This is a genomic window from Salinarimonas soli, from assembly GCF_008386575.1.
In the GTDB taxonomy this organism is placed as follows: Bacteria; Pseudomonadota; Alphaproteobacteria; order Rhizobiales; family Beijerinckiaceae; genus Salinarimonas_A; species Salinarimonas_A soli.
This window is the reverse complement of record NZ_VUOA01000040.1, coordinates 77,708-92,453: the sequence shown is the minus strand read 5'-3', so window position 1 is coordinate 92,453 and position 14,746 is coordinate 77,708. Positions and strand designations below refer to the sequence as shown.

General features: G+C 71.8%; 13 protein-coding genes. 10 read left to right on the top strand and 3 right to left on the bottom strand.

From position 1 onward, the window contains the following. Window positions 1–158: 158 nt before the first annotated feature. The 8 genes from F0L46_RS21760 to F0L46_RS21725 all read left to right on the top strand — a co-directional run bounded on the left by F0L46_RS21760 (window position 159) and on the right by F0L46_RS21725 (window position 7,772). Entirely contained in the window at window positions 159–1,664 is a 1,506-nt protein-coding gene (locus F0L46_RS21760; RefSeq protein WP_368732172.1) for a UbiA family prenyltransferase, read from the top strand. A gap of 81 nt (window positions 1,665–1,745) precedes the next feature. Then, window positions 1,746–2,174, top strand: a complete 429-nt coding sequence (locus tag F0L46_RS21755; protein WP_149821530.1) for a GtrA family protein — start codon at window positions 1,746–1,748, stop codon at window positions 2,172–2,174. Between the two features lie 5 nt (window positions 2,175–2,179). Further along, window positions 2,180–3,505 (top strand): FAD-binding oxidoreductase, encoded by a 1,326-nt coding sequence (locus F0L46_RS21750; RefSeq protein WP_149821752.1) that lies wholly within the window; start codon window positions 2,180–2,182, stop codon window positions 3,503–3,505. Further along, window positions 3,505–4,242: an SDR family oxidoreductase gene (locus F0L46_RS21745; protein WP_149821529.1), complete on the top strand. Its 738-nt coding sequence runs from the start codon at window positions 3,505–3,507 to the stop codon at window positions 4,240–4,242. Before F0L46_RS21750 ends, F0L46_RS21745 begins: the two co-directional genes overlap by 1 nt. 8 nt (window positions 4,243–4,250) lie before the next feature. Then, window positions 4,251–5,858: a hypothetical protein gene (locus F0L46_RS21740; RefSeq protein ID WP_149821527.1), complete on the top strand. Its 1,608-nt coding sequence runs from the start codon at window positions 4,251–4,253 to the stop codon at window positions 5,856–5,858. Window positions 5,859–5,997: 139 nt separating this feature from the next. Next, window positions 5,998–6,894, top strand: coding sequence for an MYG1 family protein (locus F0L46_RS21735; RefSeq protein ID WP_149821525.1), 897 nt, complete (start codon window positions 5,998–6,000; stop codon window positions 6,892–6,894). Between the two features lie 57 nt (window positions 6,895–6,951). Continuing rightward, window positions 6,952–7,146 (top strand): hypothetical protein, encoded by a 195-nt coding sequence (locus tag F0L46_RS21730; protein WP_149821523.1) that lies wholly within the window; start codon window positions 6,952–6,954, stop codon window positions 7,144–7,146. 32 nt (window positions 7,147–7,178) lie between these two features. After that, window positions 7,179–7,772, top strand: a complete 594-nt coding sequence (locus F0L46_RS21725; RefSeq protein ID WP_149821521.1) for an SCO family protein — start codon at window positions 7,179–7,181, stop codon at window positions 7,770–7,772. 834 nt (window positions 7,773–8,606) lie between these two features. Here F0L46_RS21725 and F0L46_RS21720 read toward each other — a convergent pair. Beyond that, window positions 8,607–9,011, bottom strand: coding sequence for a helix-turn-helix domain-containing protein (locus F0L46_RS21720; protein WP_149821519.1), 405 nt, complete (start codon window positions 9,009–9,011; stop codon window positions 8,607–8,609). 273 nt (window positions 9,012–9,284) lie between these two features. Further along, window positions 9,285–11,048 (bottom strand): glycosyltransferase, encoded by a 1,764-nt coding sequence (locus F0L46_RS21715; protein ID WP_240540098.1) that lies wholly within the window; start codon window positions 11,046–11,048, stop codon window positions 9,285–9,287. Window positions 11,049–11,123: 75 nt separating this feature from the next. Here F0L46_RS21715 and F0L46_RS21710 point away from each other — a divergent pair, with 75 nt between their 5' ends. Beyond that, window positions 11,124–11,987 (top strand): transporter substrate-binding domain-containing protein, encoded by an 864-nt coding sequence (locus tag F0L46_RS21710; protein ID WP_438646701.1) that lies wholly within the window; start codon window positions 11,124–11,126, stop codon window positions 11,985–11,987. A gap of 114 nt (window positions 11,988–12,101) precedes the next feature. Then, the gene (locus F0L46_RS21705) at window positions 12,102–13,781 is read left to right on the top strand and encodes a lysine--tRNA ligase (RefSeq protein ID WP_438646700.1); all 1,680 of its coding nucleotides are present in this window, start codon (window positions 12,102–12,104) and stop codon (window positions 13,779–13,781) included. 243 nt (window positions 13,782–14,024) lie between these two features. Here the strand turns inward: F0L46_RS21705 and F0L46_RS21700 are convergent, their stop codons facing one another. Further along, window positions 14,025–14,654, bottom strand: coding sequence for a S24 family peptidase (locus F0L46_RS21700; RefSeq protein ID WP_149821513.1), 630 nt, complete (start codon window positions 14,652–14,654; stop codon window positions 14,025–14,027). Window positions 14,655–14,746 lie beyond the last annotated feature (92 nt).

The window sequence follows — 14,746 nt, the reverse complement described above, 5'->3', positions numbered from 1 at the left end:
TCCGTCGCGGACGGCCAGCCCTCCACGCCATGCGGCTTCGAGGCGCCCCACCATCAACGACACGGCCGGCTTCGCGCCGGCGCCCGACCCATGACGCGGAAGGATTGCGATCTTTGGCCCAGACCGGCAGCAGCTCACCGCGCCGCGAGCACCGCCCCGTGCGCAGCCGCGACCATGCCGGCCGTGCCCTCGTCGGCGACGCGCCGGTGGCTCCCCGGGCGGCCTCGCGCCTTCGCTCCTCGCCTGCGCCGGCGGGCGTGCCGCTCGTGGTCGACCTCGACGGCACCCTCGTGCGCTCCGACCTCCTGATCGAGACGGCCTTCTCCGAGCTCGGGCGCAGGCCCCGGTCCCTCGTCGACATGGCGGCCGCCCTCTCCCAGGGCAAGGCCACCCTGAAGCATCGCCTGTCCGAGCCCGTCGACTTCGATCCCGCGGTCCTGCCCTACGACGACGCCGTGATCGCCCGCATCGAGGAGGCCCGCGCCGAGGGGCGCCCGGTCTATCTCGCCTCCGCGAGCCATCAGCGGCTCGTCAGCGCCGTCGCGGAGCATCTGGGCCTCTTCGACGGATGGTTCGCCTCCAACGAGACCGTGAACCTCGCGGGCGCCGCCAAGGCCGCCGAGCTCGTAGACGCCTTCGGCGAGGGCGGCTTCGACTATATCGGCAACGACCGCGCCGACCTGCCGGTTTGGGCGCGGGCCCGCAACGCCATCGCGATCCGCACGCCCGCCGCCGTGGCCCGCCGGCTGTCGGCGCTGGCCCCCACGGCCGAGCACCTGCCCCACCGCCGCCCGACCCCGCGCACCTGGGCCAAGATGCTGCGGGTGCATCAATACGCCAAGAACGCGCTGATCTTCCTGCCGCTCCTCGCCTCGCACAGCCTCACCCCGGGGGCCCTCGTGCAGGCCCTGCTGGCGGTGGTGGCGTTCTCCTTGTGCGCGTCGGGCGTCTACGTGCTCAACGACCTCGTCGACCTTCAGGACGACCGGCGCCACCGCACCAAATGCCGCCGGCCGCTGGCCTGCGGCGACATCCCGCTCGTCCACGGCATCCTCGCGGTCCCGCTCCTGTTGGCGGGGGCGGCGCTCGTGGCGGCCCTGGTCTCGTGGCCCTTCATGGGAGTTCTGGCGGGCTATCTCGCCATCACCACCGCCTATTCGTTCTACCTCAAGCGCGTCCTCCTCGTGGACGTGATCACGCTCGCCTCGCTCTACTCGATCCGGGTGGTGGCGGGCGCCGTGGCGATCGGCGTCACGCCGTCGGGCTGGCTCGTGGGGTTCTGCCTCTCGATCTTCCTGTCGCTCGCCCTGATCAAGCGCTACGTGGAGCTGGCGGCCCGCCTCGACGCCAACCAGCCGGCCCCCGCCAATCGCGGCTATCGCACGGGGGATCTGGGCGCCGTGGCGGCCCTGGCGGCGGCGGCCGGGTTCCAGGCCGTGACGGTGTTCGCCCTCTACGTGTCGAGCGACGCCGTGCAGGGGCTCTACACGCGGCCCGATATCCTGTGGCTCGTCTGCCCCATCCTGACCTACTGGATCGCGCGGGCCCTGATGCTGGCGCAGCGCCGCGAAATGGACGACGATCCCGTCGTCTTCGCCCTGCGCGACCGTCAGAGCCTCGTCGCCGCCGTCCTGATCGCCGCTCTCGCCGTCGCCGCCATCTGACCGGGCCCGCGCCCGGTCGTCCTCCAAGCCCCGACGAGCGCGGTTCCGCCGCGCTCGTCCGTCCCGTGTGTGCCCCGTCCGATGCCTGCGTCCCCCACCGCCGCGTCCCTCTCTCTCACCATCCGCTACGTCCTCTTCGCCGCGATCTCCACCGTGGCGAACCTCGCGACGCAGGAGCTGGTGGTGCGTCTCGCGCCGGCGGGCGTCGCGCTCGTGGCGGCGATCCTGTCGGGCACGGTGGCGGGCTTTGCCGTGAAGTACGTCCTCGACAAGCGCTGGATCTTCAACGACGGCTATCGCGGCCCGCGCGACGAGGCCCGCAAGATCTCGCTCTACGGCCTGTTCAGCGTGGTCACCACCCTCATCTTCTGGGGCTTCGAGGTGGCATTCTGGACCCTGTGGGGGACGACGGCCGCGAAATACACGGGCGCCGTCCTGGGGCTTGCCATCGGCTACGCCGTCAAGTTCATCCTCGACCGCACCTATACGTTCAAGGAGCGGGTCGCGTGATCGAGATCGCCGGCTGGGGCCGCTATCCCCGGCACAGGACCCGCCTGCTCGCGCCCCGCGACGCGGCCTCCGCGGCCGCGCTCGCCGCCGGGCGCACGGGCGTCGTGACCCGCGGCAACGGGCGCGCCTACGGCGACGCGGCGATCGGGCAGGCCGTCACGGTCTCGTCCCGCGGCCTCGACCGCATGCGCGCCTTCGATCCCGTGAGCGGGCGGCTCACCGTCGAGGCGGGCGTGCACCTCTCGGACATCCTCGCCGCGTTCCTGCCCCGCGGCTTCTTCCCGCCCGTGGTGCCGGGCACGAAGTTCGTCACGGTAGGCGGCATGATCGCCTCGGACGTGCACGGCAAGAACCACCACCGCGAGGGGGGCTTCGGCGACCACGTCGAGGCCCTGACGCTGCTCACGCCCTCCGGCGAGACGGTGGACTGCGGGCCGGACCGGAACCCGGGCCTGTTCTGGGCCACGGTCGGGGGCATGGGCCTCACGGGCACGATCCTGGAAGCGACATTTCGCCTCAAGGCCGTCGAGACGGGCTGGATGGTCCAGAGGACCGTCGTCGCCGAGAACCTCGACGAGGCCATGGCGGGGCTGGAGCGCACCGCCGACGCCACCTATTCGGTGGCCTGGATCGACTGCGTGGCACGCGGCGCGCGCTTCGGCCGCTCCCTCATCTTCGCCGCCGAGCACGCCACCCGCGCCGAGCTCGATGCCTTGCGCCCGGGCGCCGAGCCCTTCCCCGCCGCCAAGGCGGGGCGGCTCTCAGTGCCCCTCGACCTCCCGGCCTTCACCCTGAACCGGCTCTCGGTGGCGGCCTTCAACGAGCTCTATTTCCGGGCCGGCGCCGCCAAGGCCGGCCAGCCCTTCCTCGTGGCCTGGAACCCCTATTTCTTCCCCCTCGACGGGATCGGAGACTGGGGCCGCATCTATGGCCGCCGGGGCTTCCTGCAGCACCAATGCGTGATCCCGCCCGCCGCCGCCAAGGCGGTCCTGACGGCGGTCATCGAGCGCCTGTCGCGGCGGGGCAGCGCCTCGTTCCTCGCGGTGCTGAAGGTGCTGCGGGCGGGCAGCGGCCTGATGTCCTTTCCCATCGAGGGCTACACCCTCGCCCTCGACCTGCACGTCACCGACGACGTCTTCCCCCTCCTCGACGAGATCGACCGCTTGGTGGTCGAGGCCGGGGGACGGCTCTATCTCGCCAAGGACGCCCGCCAGTCGCGGGAGACCTTCGAGGCGAGCTATCCCGCCCTCTCCCGCTTCCGCGAGATCCGCCGCGGGCTCGGGGCCGAGGGCCGCGTCGTATCGCAATTGTCCGCGAGGCTTGGAATCTGATGCAAGGCCACAAGACCGTTCTCGTCGTCGGCGGCACCTCCGACATCGGCCACGCCACCGCGAAGGCCTATGCCGGCGCGGGCTGGCGCGTGGTGCTCGCGGCCCGCAACGAGGCGGGCGCGCGCCGCAACGCCGAGGATCTCGCGACCCGCAGCGGCGGCCCCGTCGAGGTCCGCGCCCTCGACGTGCTCGACACCCCCTCCCTCGCTCCCTTCCTCGACAGATTGCCAGCCCTCCCCGACACCGTGGTCTGCGTCGTGGGGGAGCTTGGCGAGCAGGCGCGGGCGCAGGCCGACCTCGACCACGCGGTCCAGGTCATGCGCACGAACTTCGAGGGTCCGGCCCTCCTCCTTACCCTGACCGCCGAGCGCTTCGAGGCCCGCGGCTCGGGGCTGATCGTCGGGATCAGCTCGGTGGCGGGGGACCGGGGGCGGGGCTCGAACTACGTCTACGGCGCCGCCAAGGCGGGATTCACGGCTTTCCTGTCGGGCCTGCGCAACCGGCTCAGCCCCCGCGGCGTTCGGGTCGTGACCGTGAAGCCAGGCTTCGTGCGCACGCGGATGACCGAGGGCATGAAGCTGCCCCCGGTCCTCACCGCCGAGGCGGACGAGGTCGGGCGCGCGATCCTCGGCGCGGAGCGGGGCGGCGACGTCCTCTACGTGCGTCCGGTCTGGCGCGGGGTCATGGCGGTCATCCGCGCCATCCCCGAGCCCGTGTTCAAGCGGCTGAAGCTGTGAGGGAGTTCATGATCGGGCGAGACGGCATCCGGGGCTGGTGGCGCGACGACGCGCAGGGCGCGAGCCTCTGGCCGATCCTGGTCCTCGCGGGAATCCTCGCGCTGGCCCTCGTCCTGCCCGCCCAGGCGGTGGTGGCGCGCTACGTCAACGATCTCCTCATCTTCCTCGACGGCGCCTACCGGGTGAACCACGGCCAGGTGCCCAACCGCGACTTCCACACCGCGCTAGGCCCCCTGAACTTCTACCTGCCGGCGCTCGCCGCCCGCCTCACGGGCACGCTCGGCACCGCCATGCCGGTGAGCATGGCGCTCCTGATCGCCGCGCTCGCGCCCGCCATGGCCCACATCGTGTCGTCGCGCCTGCGGCCGGTGCTCGGGATCCCCTTCGCGGCGTTCCTGCTCCTGATCATCGCCATGCCGGCCAATCTCGGCGAGGCGATCACCGATCTGTCCTACGGCATGTTCTACAACCGCATCGGCTGGGCGGCGCTGGCCGCGCTGATCCTGATGCATCTGCGTCCCACGGTGATCCGCCCGCGCCAGGGGCTGCTCGACACCCTCGCCGCCTCGCTTCTCGTGGTCACGATGATCTACACCAAGGCGAGCTACGGCGCCGTGGGGGCGGGCTTCCTCGTCCTGATGCTGCTCGACCGCCGGCAGCGCGCCTGGGCGCTCGCGGCGCTCGGCGTGGTGCTCGCGACGGGCCTTGCCGTGGAGGCGGTCTGGCGCGGCGGGGCGGGCCATATCGCGGACCTGCGGGCCGCCATGGTGGTGAGCGGGAACCGCACCCCCGTGGAGCTCACGGACTTCTTCCTGCGCAACCTCGCCGACTACGTCCTCCTCGCCCTCGTCGCCATCCCCTCCCTGTGGCGCACGCGATCCCCCCGCGACGCGCTCCTCTACGGCTTCTGCGCCGGGGCGGGGCTGATGCTCATCAGCCAGAACTTCCAGGGCTGGGGCATCATCACCATCCATGCCGGCGCCGTGGTGGCGGCCGAGCGGCTCATGCGCACCATGACCCCCGAGGACGTGCTCGCCCCCGTCTCGATGGCCGGCGCGGCGCCGATCCTGATGCTGGCCCTGATCCTGCCCACGATCGTCCACGCCACGGCGACGCTGGCGCTCTCGACCACGCTTTCGGCTGCCCGCGCCGGCGAGCCGTTCGGCCTGCGCAACTACGAGGGGGCGCGCCTCGCCTTCGTCTGGAACCCCGGCGACGCCGCCGCCAACGGCCGCTATCTCGCGACGTTGCGCGAGGGCGTGGGGCTGCTTACGCGCATGGACCCGCCGCCCCACGGGGTCTTCACGCTGGATTTCGTGAATCCCTTCTCCTCTGCCGCGAACCTCGCGCCGCCGCAGGGCGATACGGCCTGGCAGCACTGGGGCCGCAACGTGAACGAATACGCCTTCGTGCCGCCGGACGAGCTCTTCCGCGCCATCGAGGTCGTGATGGAGCCCAAGGCTGCGATCGAGGGGGTGACGGGGGACAACCTGCGCCAGATCTACGGCGCCTACCTCGCCGAGAACTACGCGCTTGCCGAGGAGACCGGGGATTGGCGCGTCTTTCGCCGCAACCCGCCCGACAGGCCCGCCGCCAACGCCATGCTCCGGCGCTGAGAGGCCCGCGCCTGGCGCACGCACCGCCCGGCCACGGCCGGGGGATCCCCCGATCGGCCCCATCCCGCCCTCGACGCGGGCGGGCGCCGCACCTATCGTCGCGGCATCGCCCGGTGCGCCGGGGGCCCCCGGGACGCCGATGCTGATCCTCACCCATAGCGGCACCTTCCATGCCGACGACGTCTTCGCCTCCGTGGTGCTCGAGGCGGCTCTCGGCGACGTGACCCTGGTGCGAAGCCGCGAGGCGGAGGCCATCGCGGCGGCGGATCTCGTCTTCGACGTCGGCGGCGTCTACGATCCCGGCGCGCGCCGCTACGACCACCACATGCGCGAGCGCCCCCTGCGCCCCGACGGGCTCACGCCCTACAGCTCGGTGGGCCTCGTGTGGCGCGATTTCGGCCGCCCGGCCCTGGCCCGCCTCGTGGACGGCCTGCGCGCCGACGAGGTCGAGCCCCTGTGGGCGGCGATCGACACGTCCCTCGTCCTGCCCATCGATCTCGCCGACAACGGCGTCGCGCCCGTGGGCCCGGGTCACCTCTCGCTTCTCGTCGAGGCGTTCAACCCGGCCTGGGACGGCCCGCAGCACTTCGACGAAGCCTTCGGGGACGCGGCGGCCTTCGCCCGCGGGGTCGTGGCCCGCGCCTGCCGGGAGGCGATCGCCGAGATCCGGGCCGCGGCCCTCGTCCAGGCGGCGGCGGGCGCGGCCGCCGATCCCCGCATCCTCGTCCTCGACCGCAAGCTCCCCTGGGAGAAGGCGGTGCACGAGGGCGGGCTCGACGAGGCCCTGTTCGTGATCTACCCGAACGAGGGCGCCACCGCCTGGTATTGCAAGACCGTTCCGCCGGAGCCGGGCTCCTTCGGGCAGCGCCTCGGCCTGCCGGATGCCTGGCGGGGCCTCCAGGACGAGGCCTTCCGCCGGGCCTCGGGGGTCGAGGACGGCCTGTTCTGCCATCCCGCGGGCTTCATCTGCGGGGCGCGGTCGCGCGAGAGCACCGTAGCCCTGGCCCGCGAGGCGATCCGCCTCGGCGGCGCCTGAGCCGGGCTGCGCCGGGGGCCGGTGTCTGGTATGATGCCCGCTCAGCAGGGGAGCGCGATGCCACCGGGAACCGTCGATGGGTCCGCCGAGAGGGACGAGGAGGCGCCCGAGGGAGGCGCGCGCCGCGTCGTCCTCGTGGCCGGGCTCGCCACGACGGCGCTTCTCGTCGCCGCAGGCGGCCTGCTGTGGAGCCGTCTTGGAGCCGCCGTGTTCAGCGATTATGTGCTGAGCGGCCTGGCCTGGTGCCTCTAGGCCGCGCTCGCGCCCGCTTCGAAAGCCCGATCATGTCCCCGCGTGCCCGCCGGCTGGCCATTCCGCTGGTCGCCTTCCTGTTCAGCCTTGTGGCGCTCGGCGTCGCCGCGATCCTGACCCTGTCGCCCGCGGGCCGCGAGGCGACCGCGGCGGGCATCGGCGGCCCTTTCGCGCTGGTGAACCAGGATGGCCGCACGGTCACGGAGCGGGATTTCGAGGGGGCGCCGCACCTCGTGTTCTTCGGGTTCACGCACTGCCCCGACGTGTGCCCGACCAAGCTCTTCGAGATCTCGCAGGTGCTGCGCGCCATGGGCGACAGGGGCCGGAACGTGCGGGCGCTCTTCGTGTCGGTGGATCCCGCCCGCGACACGCCGGAGGCGATGAAAAGCTACACGGCGAGCTTCGACGAGCGCATCGTCGGCCTCACGGGCGACCAGGCGGCCGTGGACGCCATGGTCAAGGCCTACCGCGCCTTCGCCCGCAAGGCGCTGACGAAGGACGGCGACTACACGATGGAGCACACCGCCTTCGTCTACCTCATGGACAAGCGCGGCCGCTTCGTCGGCTCGTTCAACCTCGCCCGCCCCCCGGAGGACGCCGCGGCCGAGCTCGCGCGCTACCTCTAGGGTTTGCTCGCAAGGCGGACGAGGCGCGGGAGCGTGGCTCCCAGGTGGGGCTCGTCCTCCGCCTTCGTCGTGAGAGGCCGGCCCGAAACAGGTCCGACCCTCCATCCTCGTCCTGAGAGCCTGACCGATCATTCGCGGCGAGTGGGATTTGGGTGGTTTGGAGCACTGGATGCGTCTCGAAGCCAGCCTGCGAGCACGTGTTTTCGGGTCCATGAACGCGACCTGACCGGGCGCGCGGGCCAAGGGACAATCCAGGACCCGACTTTGCGGTCAGGCTCTGAGGTGCACTGCGCAGCAGGGCCTCGAAGGGTGCTCCAGGGGTCTCCGGACGGCTGTGGAAGCGTGCTGCGTGCTTCGAGACGCACGCTGGCGCGGGCTCCTCAGCATGAGGGGGCGAGATCGCTGGACCAGCGTGGTACCCCCTCACCCCCGGCCCCTCTCCCCCCGGGAGAGGGGGGCACCCCGGACACCATCGGGAGAGCCTCGAGGGGCGTTCCAGCTATCTTCGGCGGCCTATGGCAGGCGTGGTGCGTGCTTCGAGGCGCGCTCCACGAGCGCTCCTCGGCATGAGGGTGGGAGGAAGCTGTCGCAGGGCTGAATCGCCACAGGGCACAGGGCGACCATCCGTTCCCGCGATCGGCGGAACGTGGCGCTGCATCAAGCCGGGCAGGCCCTTAGGTTCGCCGCGCTCCCGAGGGCGGCGGTGGGACGGGGTCCGGCGGCAGCCGGCCCCGAGCCAACAGGAAAGCATCGCCGCGGCAGGGGTGCCGGGCGATCGAGGTGTCGGATCCGTCTCGACCGACGCCCGCCGGGGCGCCGGGCGGCGTGGGGCCCTCAGGCCTGCGCTTCGGCCTCGGCCGGGTCGGCCACCGAGCGAACCAGCTGCAGGATCGCCTGACGGGTCGCCGGCGTCTTGATCCGGTTGAAGGCGCGCAGGAGCTCGAGGCCCGCCTTGTCGTTCACCAGGCCCGCGAGGCCGGGATCGGCCTTCTCAGGGTTCTCGTCGCCGAGATCCTGGAAGAAGAAGTTCACCGGAACGCCGAGCACGCTCGCGATCTGGTGCAGGCGGCCCGACCCGATGCGGTTCGTGCCCTTCTCGTATTTCTGGATCTGCTGGAACGTGACGCCGAGCGCGTCGCCCAGCTTCTCCTGGCTCATGCCGATCACGAGGCGCTGCGTGCGCACGCGCTGGCCAATCTGCTTGTCGATCGGGTTCGGTTGTTTGGTCCGGTCGCTCAAGGTCTCCTCCGATCTATACGTCTAGACGTTGGACTATGAACTGAGCTGTTTGGCGGCGCTAGCGGAGGGGCGGGGTTCGACGTCGGATTCTTGTGAAAATTCGCCCATGCGCCGCGCGTGAATCAGATCAGCTCCGTTTGGAGCCCCCGAGACCGTTCCGGTCGTCCTCGTTGCGGCGAGTGCTAGCAGCAGACCGGAGCGGGATGTTCTCGCAAGCCCGTGATCCGTCTTGTTCCACTGAAACGGCCGATGGACAAGCTCAATCAGCGCACGCTACGCCGCGACGCTCACCAGGACGTAGTAGAGCGGCAGCAGCGGCACCCACGGCAACAGCCCCCACCAGCGCCGCCGCCGCAGGGCCTCGAGCGGGGGCAGCAGCATGGCGAGGGCCCCCGCCAGAAGGGTCACGAGGCCCACGCCCCAGCCCAGCGCGTCGATCACGGGCCCGATGCGCCCAAGCGCGCCGCCCGCGAGCGCCCATGCGGCGGCGCCCGCCAGCACGGGATAGAACAGGGCCGACATCACCGTGCCGAAGGTCATGGTGAGGGCGCCCAGGAACCCCACTAGGCCGAGACGCCGCAGCGCGAAGGCGGGGCGTCGCGAATGGGTGATGCAGGTCTGCATGAAGCCCTTCATCCACCGGGTGCGCTGGCGCATCCACGCCCCGAGCTCGGCCGGCGCCTCCTCCAGGGTCGAGGAGGGCAGGTCCATGACCCGCCAGCCGAGCAGCGCGAGGCGGATCCCGAGATCCGCGTCCTCGGTCACGTTCCACGGGTCCCAGCCCCGCACCTGCCGCAGGACCGCGGTGCGGAAATGCGTGGTGGTGCCGCCCAGCGGCACGGGCAGGCCCGCGGCGGCGAGCCCCGGATTGATCACGTCGAAGAGGGTGGCGTACTCGATGGTGAAGAGCCGGGTAAGCCAGGAATCCGCGCTGTTGTCGATGACGAGCCGGCCCTGGAGGCAGCCGACATCCGGCCCGCCGCGGGCGAAGGCGTCGACCGCGAGCCGCAGCTGGTCGGGCGCGGGCACGTCCTCGGCGTCGTAGATCACCGTGAGCTCGCCGCGGGCGAGCGGCAGGGCGACGTTGAGCGCGCGCGGCTTGGTGCGCGGGCGGCCGGGCGGCGCCACGATCACCTCCACATGGGCCGGCGGCGGGCGCTCGCGCAGCGCCGCCCGCATCTCGGCGTCCTCCGCCTCGATCACGATCTTGATGTCGAGCTTCGCCCGCGGATAGTCGAACCGGTCGAGGGCGACGAGCAGGCGGTCGAACACGCCCATCTCCCGGTAGAGCGGGACGATGACCGTGTAGACGGGGAGGTCGCGGTCGGCCCAGCGCTGCGGCGGGAGGCGGGGCTGCACGGGGGCCGGCGTGCGGGCGGCGTCGAGCCGCAGCGTGATCATGCCGAGGAAGAGGAGCCCGCTCAGCGCCCCAAGCCAGGCGGCCGCGCCTCCGGGCACGAGCCAGAACGCCGCCACGAACCCGCCGAGCGCCGCGGCGATGGCGCCGGCCTGCCCGCCCGTGAGGCCGCCCCGGAAGGAGAGCGCCGGCTGCGCCCGCCAGAGCGCCAGGGACGCGGCCTCCGCGATCGGCTCGGCGCAGGTCGCCAGGACCGCTTCGCGCAGGAGCGACGGGGTGGTGACGGCGAGTCCCGGCGCGATGCGCCCGCGCCGGGCGAGAAGCCCCGCGATCTGGCGCCCGTCGGGCGCGATGGCGAAGCGGTAGGGTCCGCCGGGACTCAACGGAACGAGGCCCGCCCGCACGCTTTCGGGATAGCGCACGCCGGGGCCAAGGTCGAAGCGGGCGGCGAAGGGCAGGCCGAGCTCCGCCGCGAGCGCCCGGTAGAACCAGTCCTCGGCGAGGAACCCCTCGCGCAGCAGCGCGTCGACCGCGGGCACGTCCGCCTCCCGCGCCAGCGCCGCCGCCCGGCGCAGGAGCTCGGGCGGGACGCCGTGGAGCGCCAGGAAGGCGAGCTCGGGCGGCAGCCGAGCGCCCGCTTGACCCTGGGTGGTGTGGGGGACTACCGGATGGGACGACACGTCTGGATCGTGGGAGGGTTGGTGAGGCGGGCATTCCTATTCGGGCGCGACGGCGCATGGGAGTCAAGGTTGCATGTGGGGCTGCATCGCATCCTTGCGTGTTTCGCCCTGCTCGGCCTCCTGGTGGGCGTCCTGCTTCAGGCCGCTCCCGTGGCGGCCCAGGACGTCACGATCCCGAACCTGTGGGATCCCCGCGCGCGGCCCGAGCGCCCCGACATCTCGTCCGGGCGGACCATCCGCTTCCTCACCGACGACGATTTCCCGCCCCTGAACTTCCAGGGGCCAGAGGGCGTGCCCACGGGCTTCGTGGTGGAACTCGCCCGCGCGGCCTGCGAGCGCCTCGGCCTCACCTGCACCGTCCAGGCCCGCCGGTTCGACACCCTCCTCCCCTCGCTTGCCGAGGGGCGGGGCGACGTGGTGGCGGCCGCCGTCCCGATCACCGCGAACCTGCGGCAGGCCTATGCCGTGACGAAGCCCCTCTTCCGCTTCCCGGCCCGCTTCGTCACGCGCCGCGACCGGGCGCAGGGTGCGGGCGCCAAGCCCTTCGACGTGGCGGCGCTCGCGGGCGCGAAGGTCGGGGTGGTGGGCGGCACCGCGCACGAGGCCTATCTCTCCACGCTCCTGCCGGCGGTCGCCCGCCAGGCCTATCCGGACGCGGGCGAAGCGCAGGCGGCGCTGCGCCGGGGCGAGGTGGACTACGTCTTCGGCGACGGGCTCACCCTCGCCCTGTGGGTCGGCGGCAGCGCGTCGGAGGAGTGCTGCGCGCTCGTCGGAGGCCCGTTCCTGGAGAGCCGCTTCTTCGGCGAGGGGATCGGCTTCGTCCTGCGCGCCGACGACGACGCCCTGCGCCGCGCCCTCGACTTCGCGCTCCAGCGCCTGTGGGACGACGGCAAGTACGCCGAGCTCTACCTGCGCTTCTTCCCCGTCGGGCCGTTCTGACGCGGCGTCGTCCCGCGTTGACGCCGGGCGTTCCAGGCTCTTTAAGCCTCAGGACTTAAGACACGCCTTCGCGGCGCGGCTCACCGCGCGCCCGGCTCCATGGAAGACCCCGTCATGATCGACCCCGAAACCCTGCGCACGGCCAATGCCTGGCCCTTCGAGGAGGCCCGCAAGCTCGTGGCCCGGCTCGAGCGCACGGGCAAATCGGAGATCCTGTTCGAGACGGGCTACGGCCCCTCGGGCCTGCCGCATATCGGCACCTTCGGCGAGGTGGCCCGCACCTCCATGGTGCGCCACGCCTTTCGCGTGCTCACCGAGGACCGGGTGCCCACGCGCCTCGTGGCGTTCTCCGACGACATGGACGGCCTGCGCAAGGTGCCCGACAACGTGCCCAACCGCGAGCTGCTCGCGGGCGCCCTCAACCGGCCCCTCACGGCGGTGCCCGACCCCTTCGGCACGCACGAGAGCTTCGGCCACCACAACAACGCGCGGCTGCGCGCCTTCCTCGACCGCTTCGGCTTCGACTACGAGTTCCTCTCCGCCACCGACTGCTACCGCTCGGGCCGCTTCGACGAGACGCTCCTCGCGGTGCTGGAGCGCTACGACGCGGTGATGGCCATCATGCTGCCGACGCTCGGGCCCGAGCGGCGCCAGACCTACTCGCCCTTCCTCCCCCTGCATCCCGTCACGGGCCACGTGATGCAGGTGGCGATCGAGGAGCGCAACGTCGCGGCCGGCACCATCGTCTGGCGCGATCCCGCCACGGGCGAGCGCCACGAGACCCCCGTCACGGGCGGGCACGCCAAGCTGCAATGGAAGCCCGACTGGGCCATGCGCTGGGTGGCGCTCGGCGTCGACTACGAGATGGCGGGCAAGGACCTCATCGACTCGGTGAAGGTGTCGGGCCAGATCGCCCGGGCGCTCGGCGCCGAGCCGCCGGAGGGCTTCAACTACGAGCTCTTCCTCGACGAGGCCGGGGGCAAGATCTCGAAGTCCAAGGGCAACGGTCTCACCATCGACGAGTGGCTCGCCTACGGGACGCCCGAGAGCCTGTCGCTCTTCATGTACAACAAGCCCCGCGAGGCCAAGCGCCTGCACTTCGACGTCATCCCGCGCCACGTCGACGACTATCTCACCTTCCTGGAGAAATATCCCGGGCAGGAGGGGCGCCTGCAGCTCGGCAACCCCGTCTGGCACATCCACGGCGGCCGTCCGCCGGAGGCCGAGCTGATCCCGTCCGGCGGCAACGGGCCGGGCACGACGCTGTCGTTCTCGATGCTGCTCAACCTCGTGGCGGTGGCCAATTCCGAGGACCCGGCGGTGCTGTGGGGCTTCATCCGCCGCTACGCGCCGGGCGTGTCGCCCCAGACCCATCCGCGCCTTGACCGGCTGGCGGGCCACGCGGTGCGCTATTTCCGCGATTTCGTGCGCCCGGCCAAGACCTACCGCCTCGCCGACGAGCGCGAGGCCGCGGCCCTGCGCGACCTCGACGCGGCGCTCGCGGGGCACATGGGCTCCACGGACGCCGAGGCGCTCCAGGCCGTGGTCTACGAGGTGGGCCGCACCCATTTCCCCGACACCTCGGGCAAGTCGAAGAGCCCCGACGGCCGGCCCGGCGTGCTCCAGACCTGGTTCGCCACGATCTACCAGATCCTGCTCGGCCAGGACCGCGGCCCCCGCTTCGGCTCCTTCATCGCCCTCTACGGAGTCGCCGAGACCCGCGCCCTCATCGCCAAGGCGCTCGCGGGCGACCTGTTACGCGAGCACGAAGCCTTCCTGGCCGAGCGGAGGTGAGGGAAAGATTACGGAGCCGCTGCGCGGCGGCTTCAAGCAGGGCTGGATCCCGGATCTGCGATCCGCTCCGGCTGACGCCTCCGCTCCTCTTGTCCGGGAAAGTGGAGCCAGGGCGAGCGGCGCCTCACACACTCCCACTTTCCCGGACAAGTTCCGCGCCAGCGGGACGCAGATCCGGGATCCAGCGCAAGAAGCTGCCGCGACAGCGGGTCTTCATCCGACGGCGAAACCGCCCTAATCGGCCTACTGGCGCGCCCAGAGCACGCGGGCCATCCAGGCGATCTCCGTCACGGGCACCACGCGGTCCTCGTGCTCCTTGTTGAGCGAGCTGAGCTCCACCGTGCGCGCGGTGCGGCGCTTGAGCTCCTTGGCCATGACCTCGCCGTTGAGGAGGCGCACCACCACCCGGTCGCCCTTGCGCAGCGTCGCCGTGGGCGAGACGATGAGCACGTCGCCGTCGCGGTACAGGGGCTGCATGGAATCCCCCGACACCTCGATGGCGAACACCTTGTCGAGGCTGAAATCCGGGAACTCGATCTCCTCCCAGGCGGTGCCGGCCGGCATCCCGTCGGGGGTGAAGAGGCGGCCCGCGCCTGCCTGCGCCCAGCCCACCAGGGGGATCGTGGCGTGGCCCCCGGTGGGGTTGGGATCGGCGAGGGTGATGAATTCCTGCAGCGAAGCGCCCGTGGCGCCGAGCACCTTGGCGATCGACTCGGTCGAGGGCCAGCGCTGGCGCCCGTCCGGGCTCACGCGCTTGGACTTGTTGAAGCTCGTCGCGTCGAGCCCCGCCTTGCGGGCGAGCCCTGAGGCCGACATGCCGTAGCGCTCGGCCAAGCGATCGATGGCGGTCCAAACCTGGCCGTGAGTCAGCATGCGAGCCCCGACGGAAGGCTAAAGCGTGGGAAGGGTGACCTACCGGTAGGAATAATGAAAATATCGTGAGAGTGCAAGCTTGACCATGGATT

Excerpts from the sequence above, each read along its gene's own strand:
- F0L46_RS21735 (WP_149821525.1), top strand. The coding sequence starts at position 5,998 with ATGCTGATCCTCACCCATAGCGGCACCTTCCATGCCGACGACGTCTTC.
- F0L46_RS21705 (WP_438646700.1), top strand. The coding sequence starts at position 12,102 with ATGATCGACCCCGAAACCCTGCGCACGGCCAATGCCTGGCCCTTCGAG.
- F0L46_RS21700 (WP_149821513.1), bottom strand. The coding sequence starts at position 14,654 with ATGCTGACTCACGGCCAGGTTTGGACCGCCATCGATCGCTTGGCCGAG.
- F0L46_RS21755 (WP_149821530.1), top strand. The coding sequence starts at position 1,746 with ATGCCTGCGTCCCCCACCGCCGCGTCCCTCTCTCTCACCATCCGCTAC.
- F0L46_RS21725 (WP_149821521.1), top strand. The coding sequence starts at position 7,179 with ATGTCCCCGCGTGCCCGCCGGCTGGCCATTCCGCTGGTCGCCTTCCTG.
- F0L46_RS21745 (WP_149821529.1), top strand. The coding sequence starts at position 3,505 with ATGCAAGGCCACAAGACCGTTCTCGTCGTCGGCGGCACCTCCGACATC.
- F0L46_RS21730 (WP_149821523.1), top strand. The coding sequence starts at position 6,952 with ATGCCACCGGGAACCGTCGATGGGTCCGCCGAGAGGGACGAGGAGGCG.
- F0L46_RS21740 (WP_149821527.1), top strand. The coding sequence starts at position 4,251 with ATGATCGGGCGAGACGGCATCCGGGGCTGGTGGCGCGACGACGCGCAG.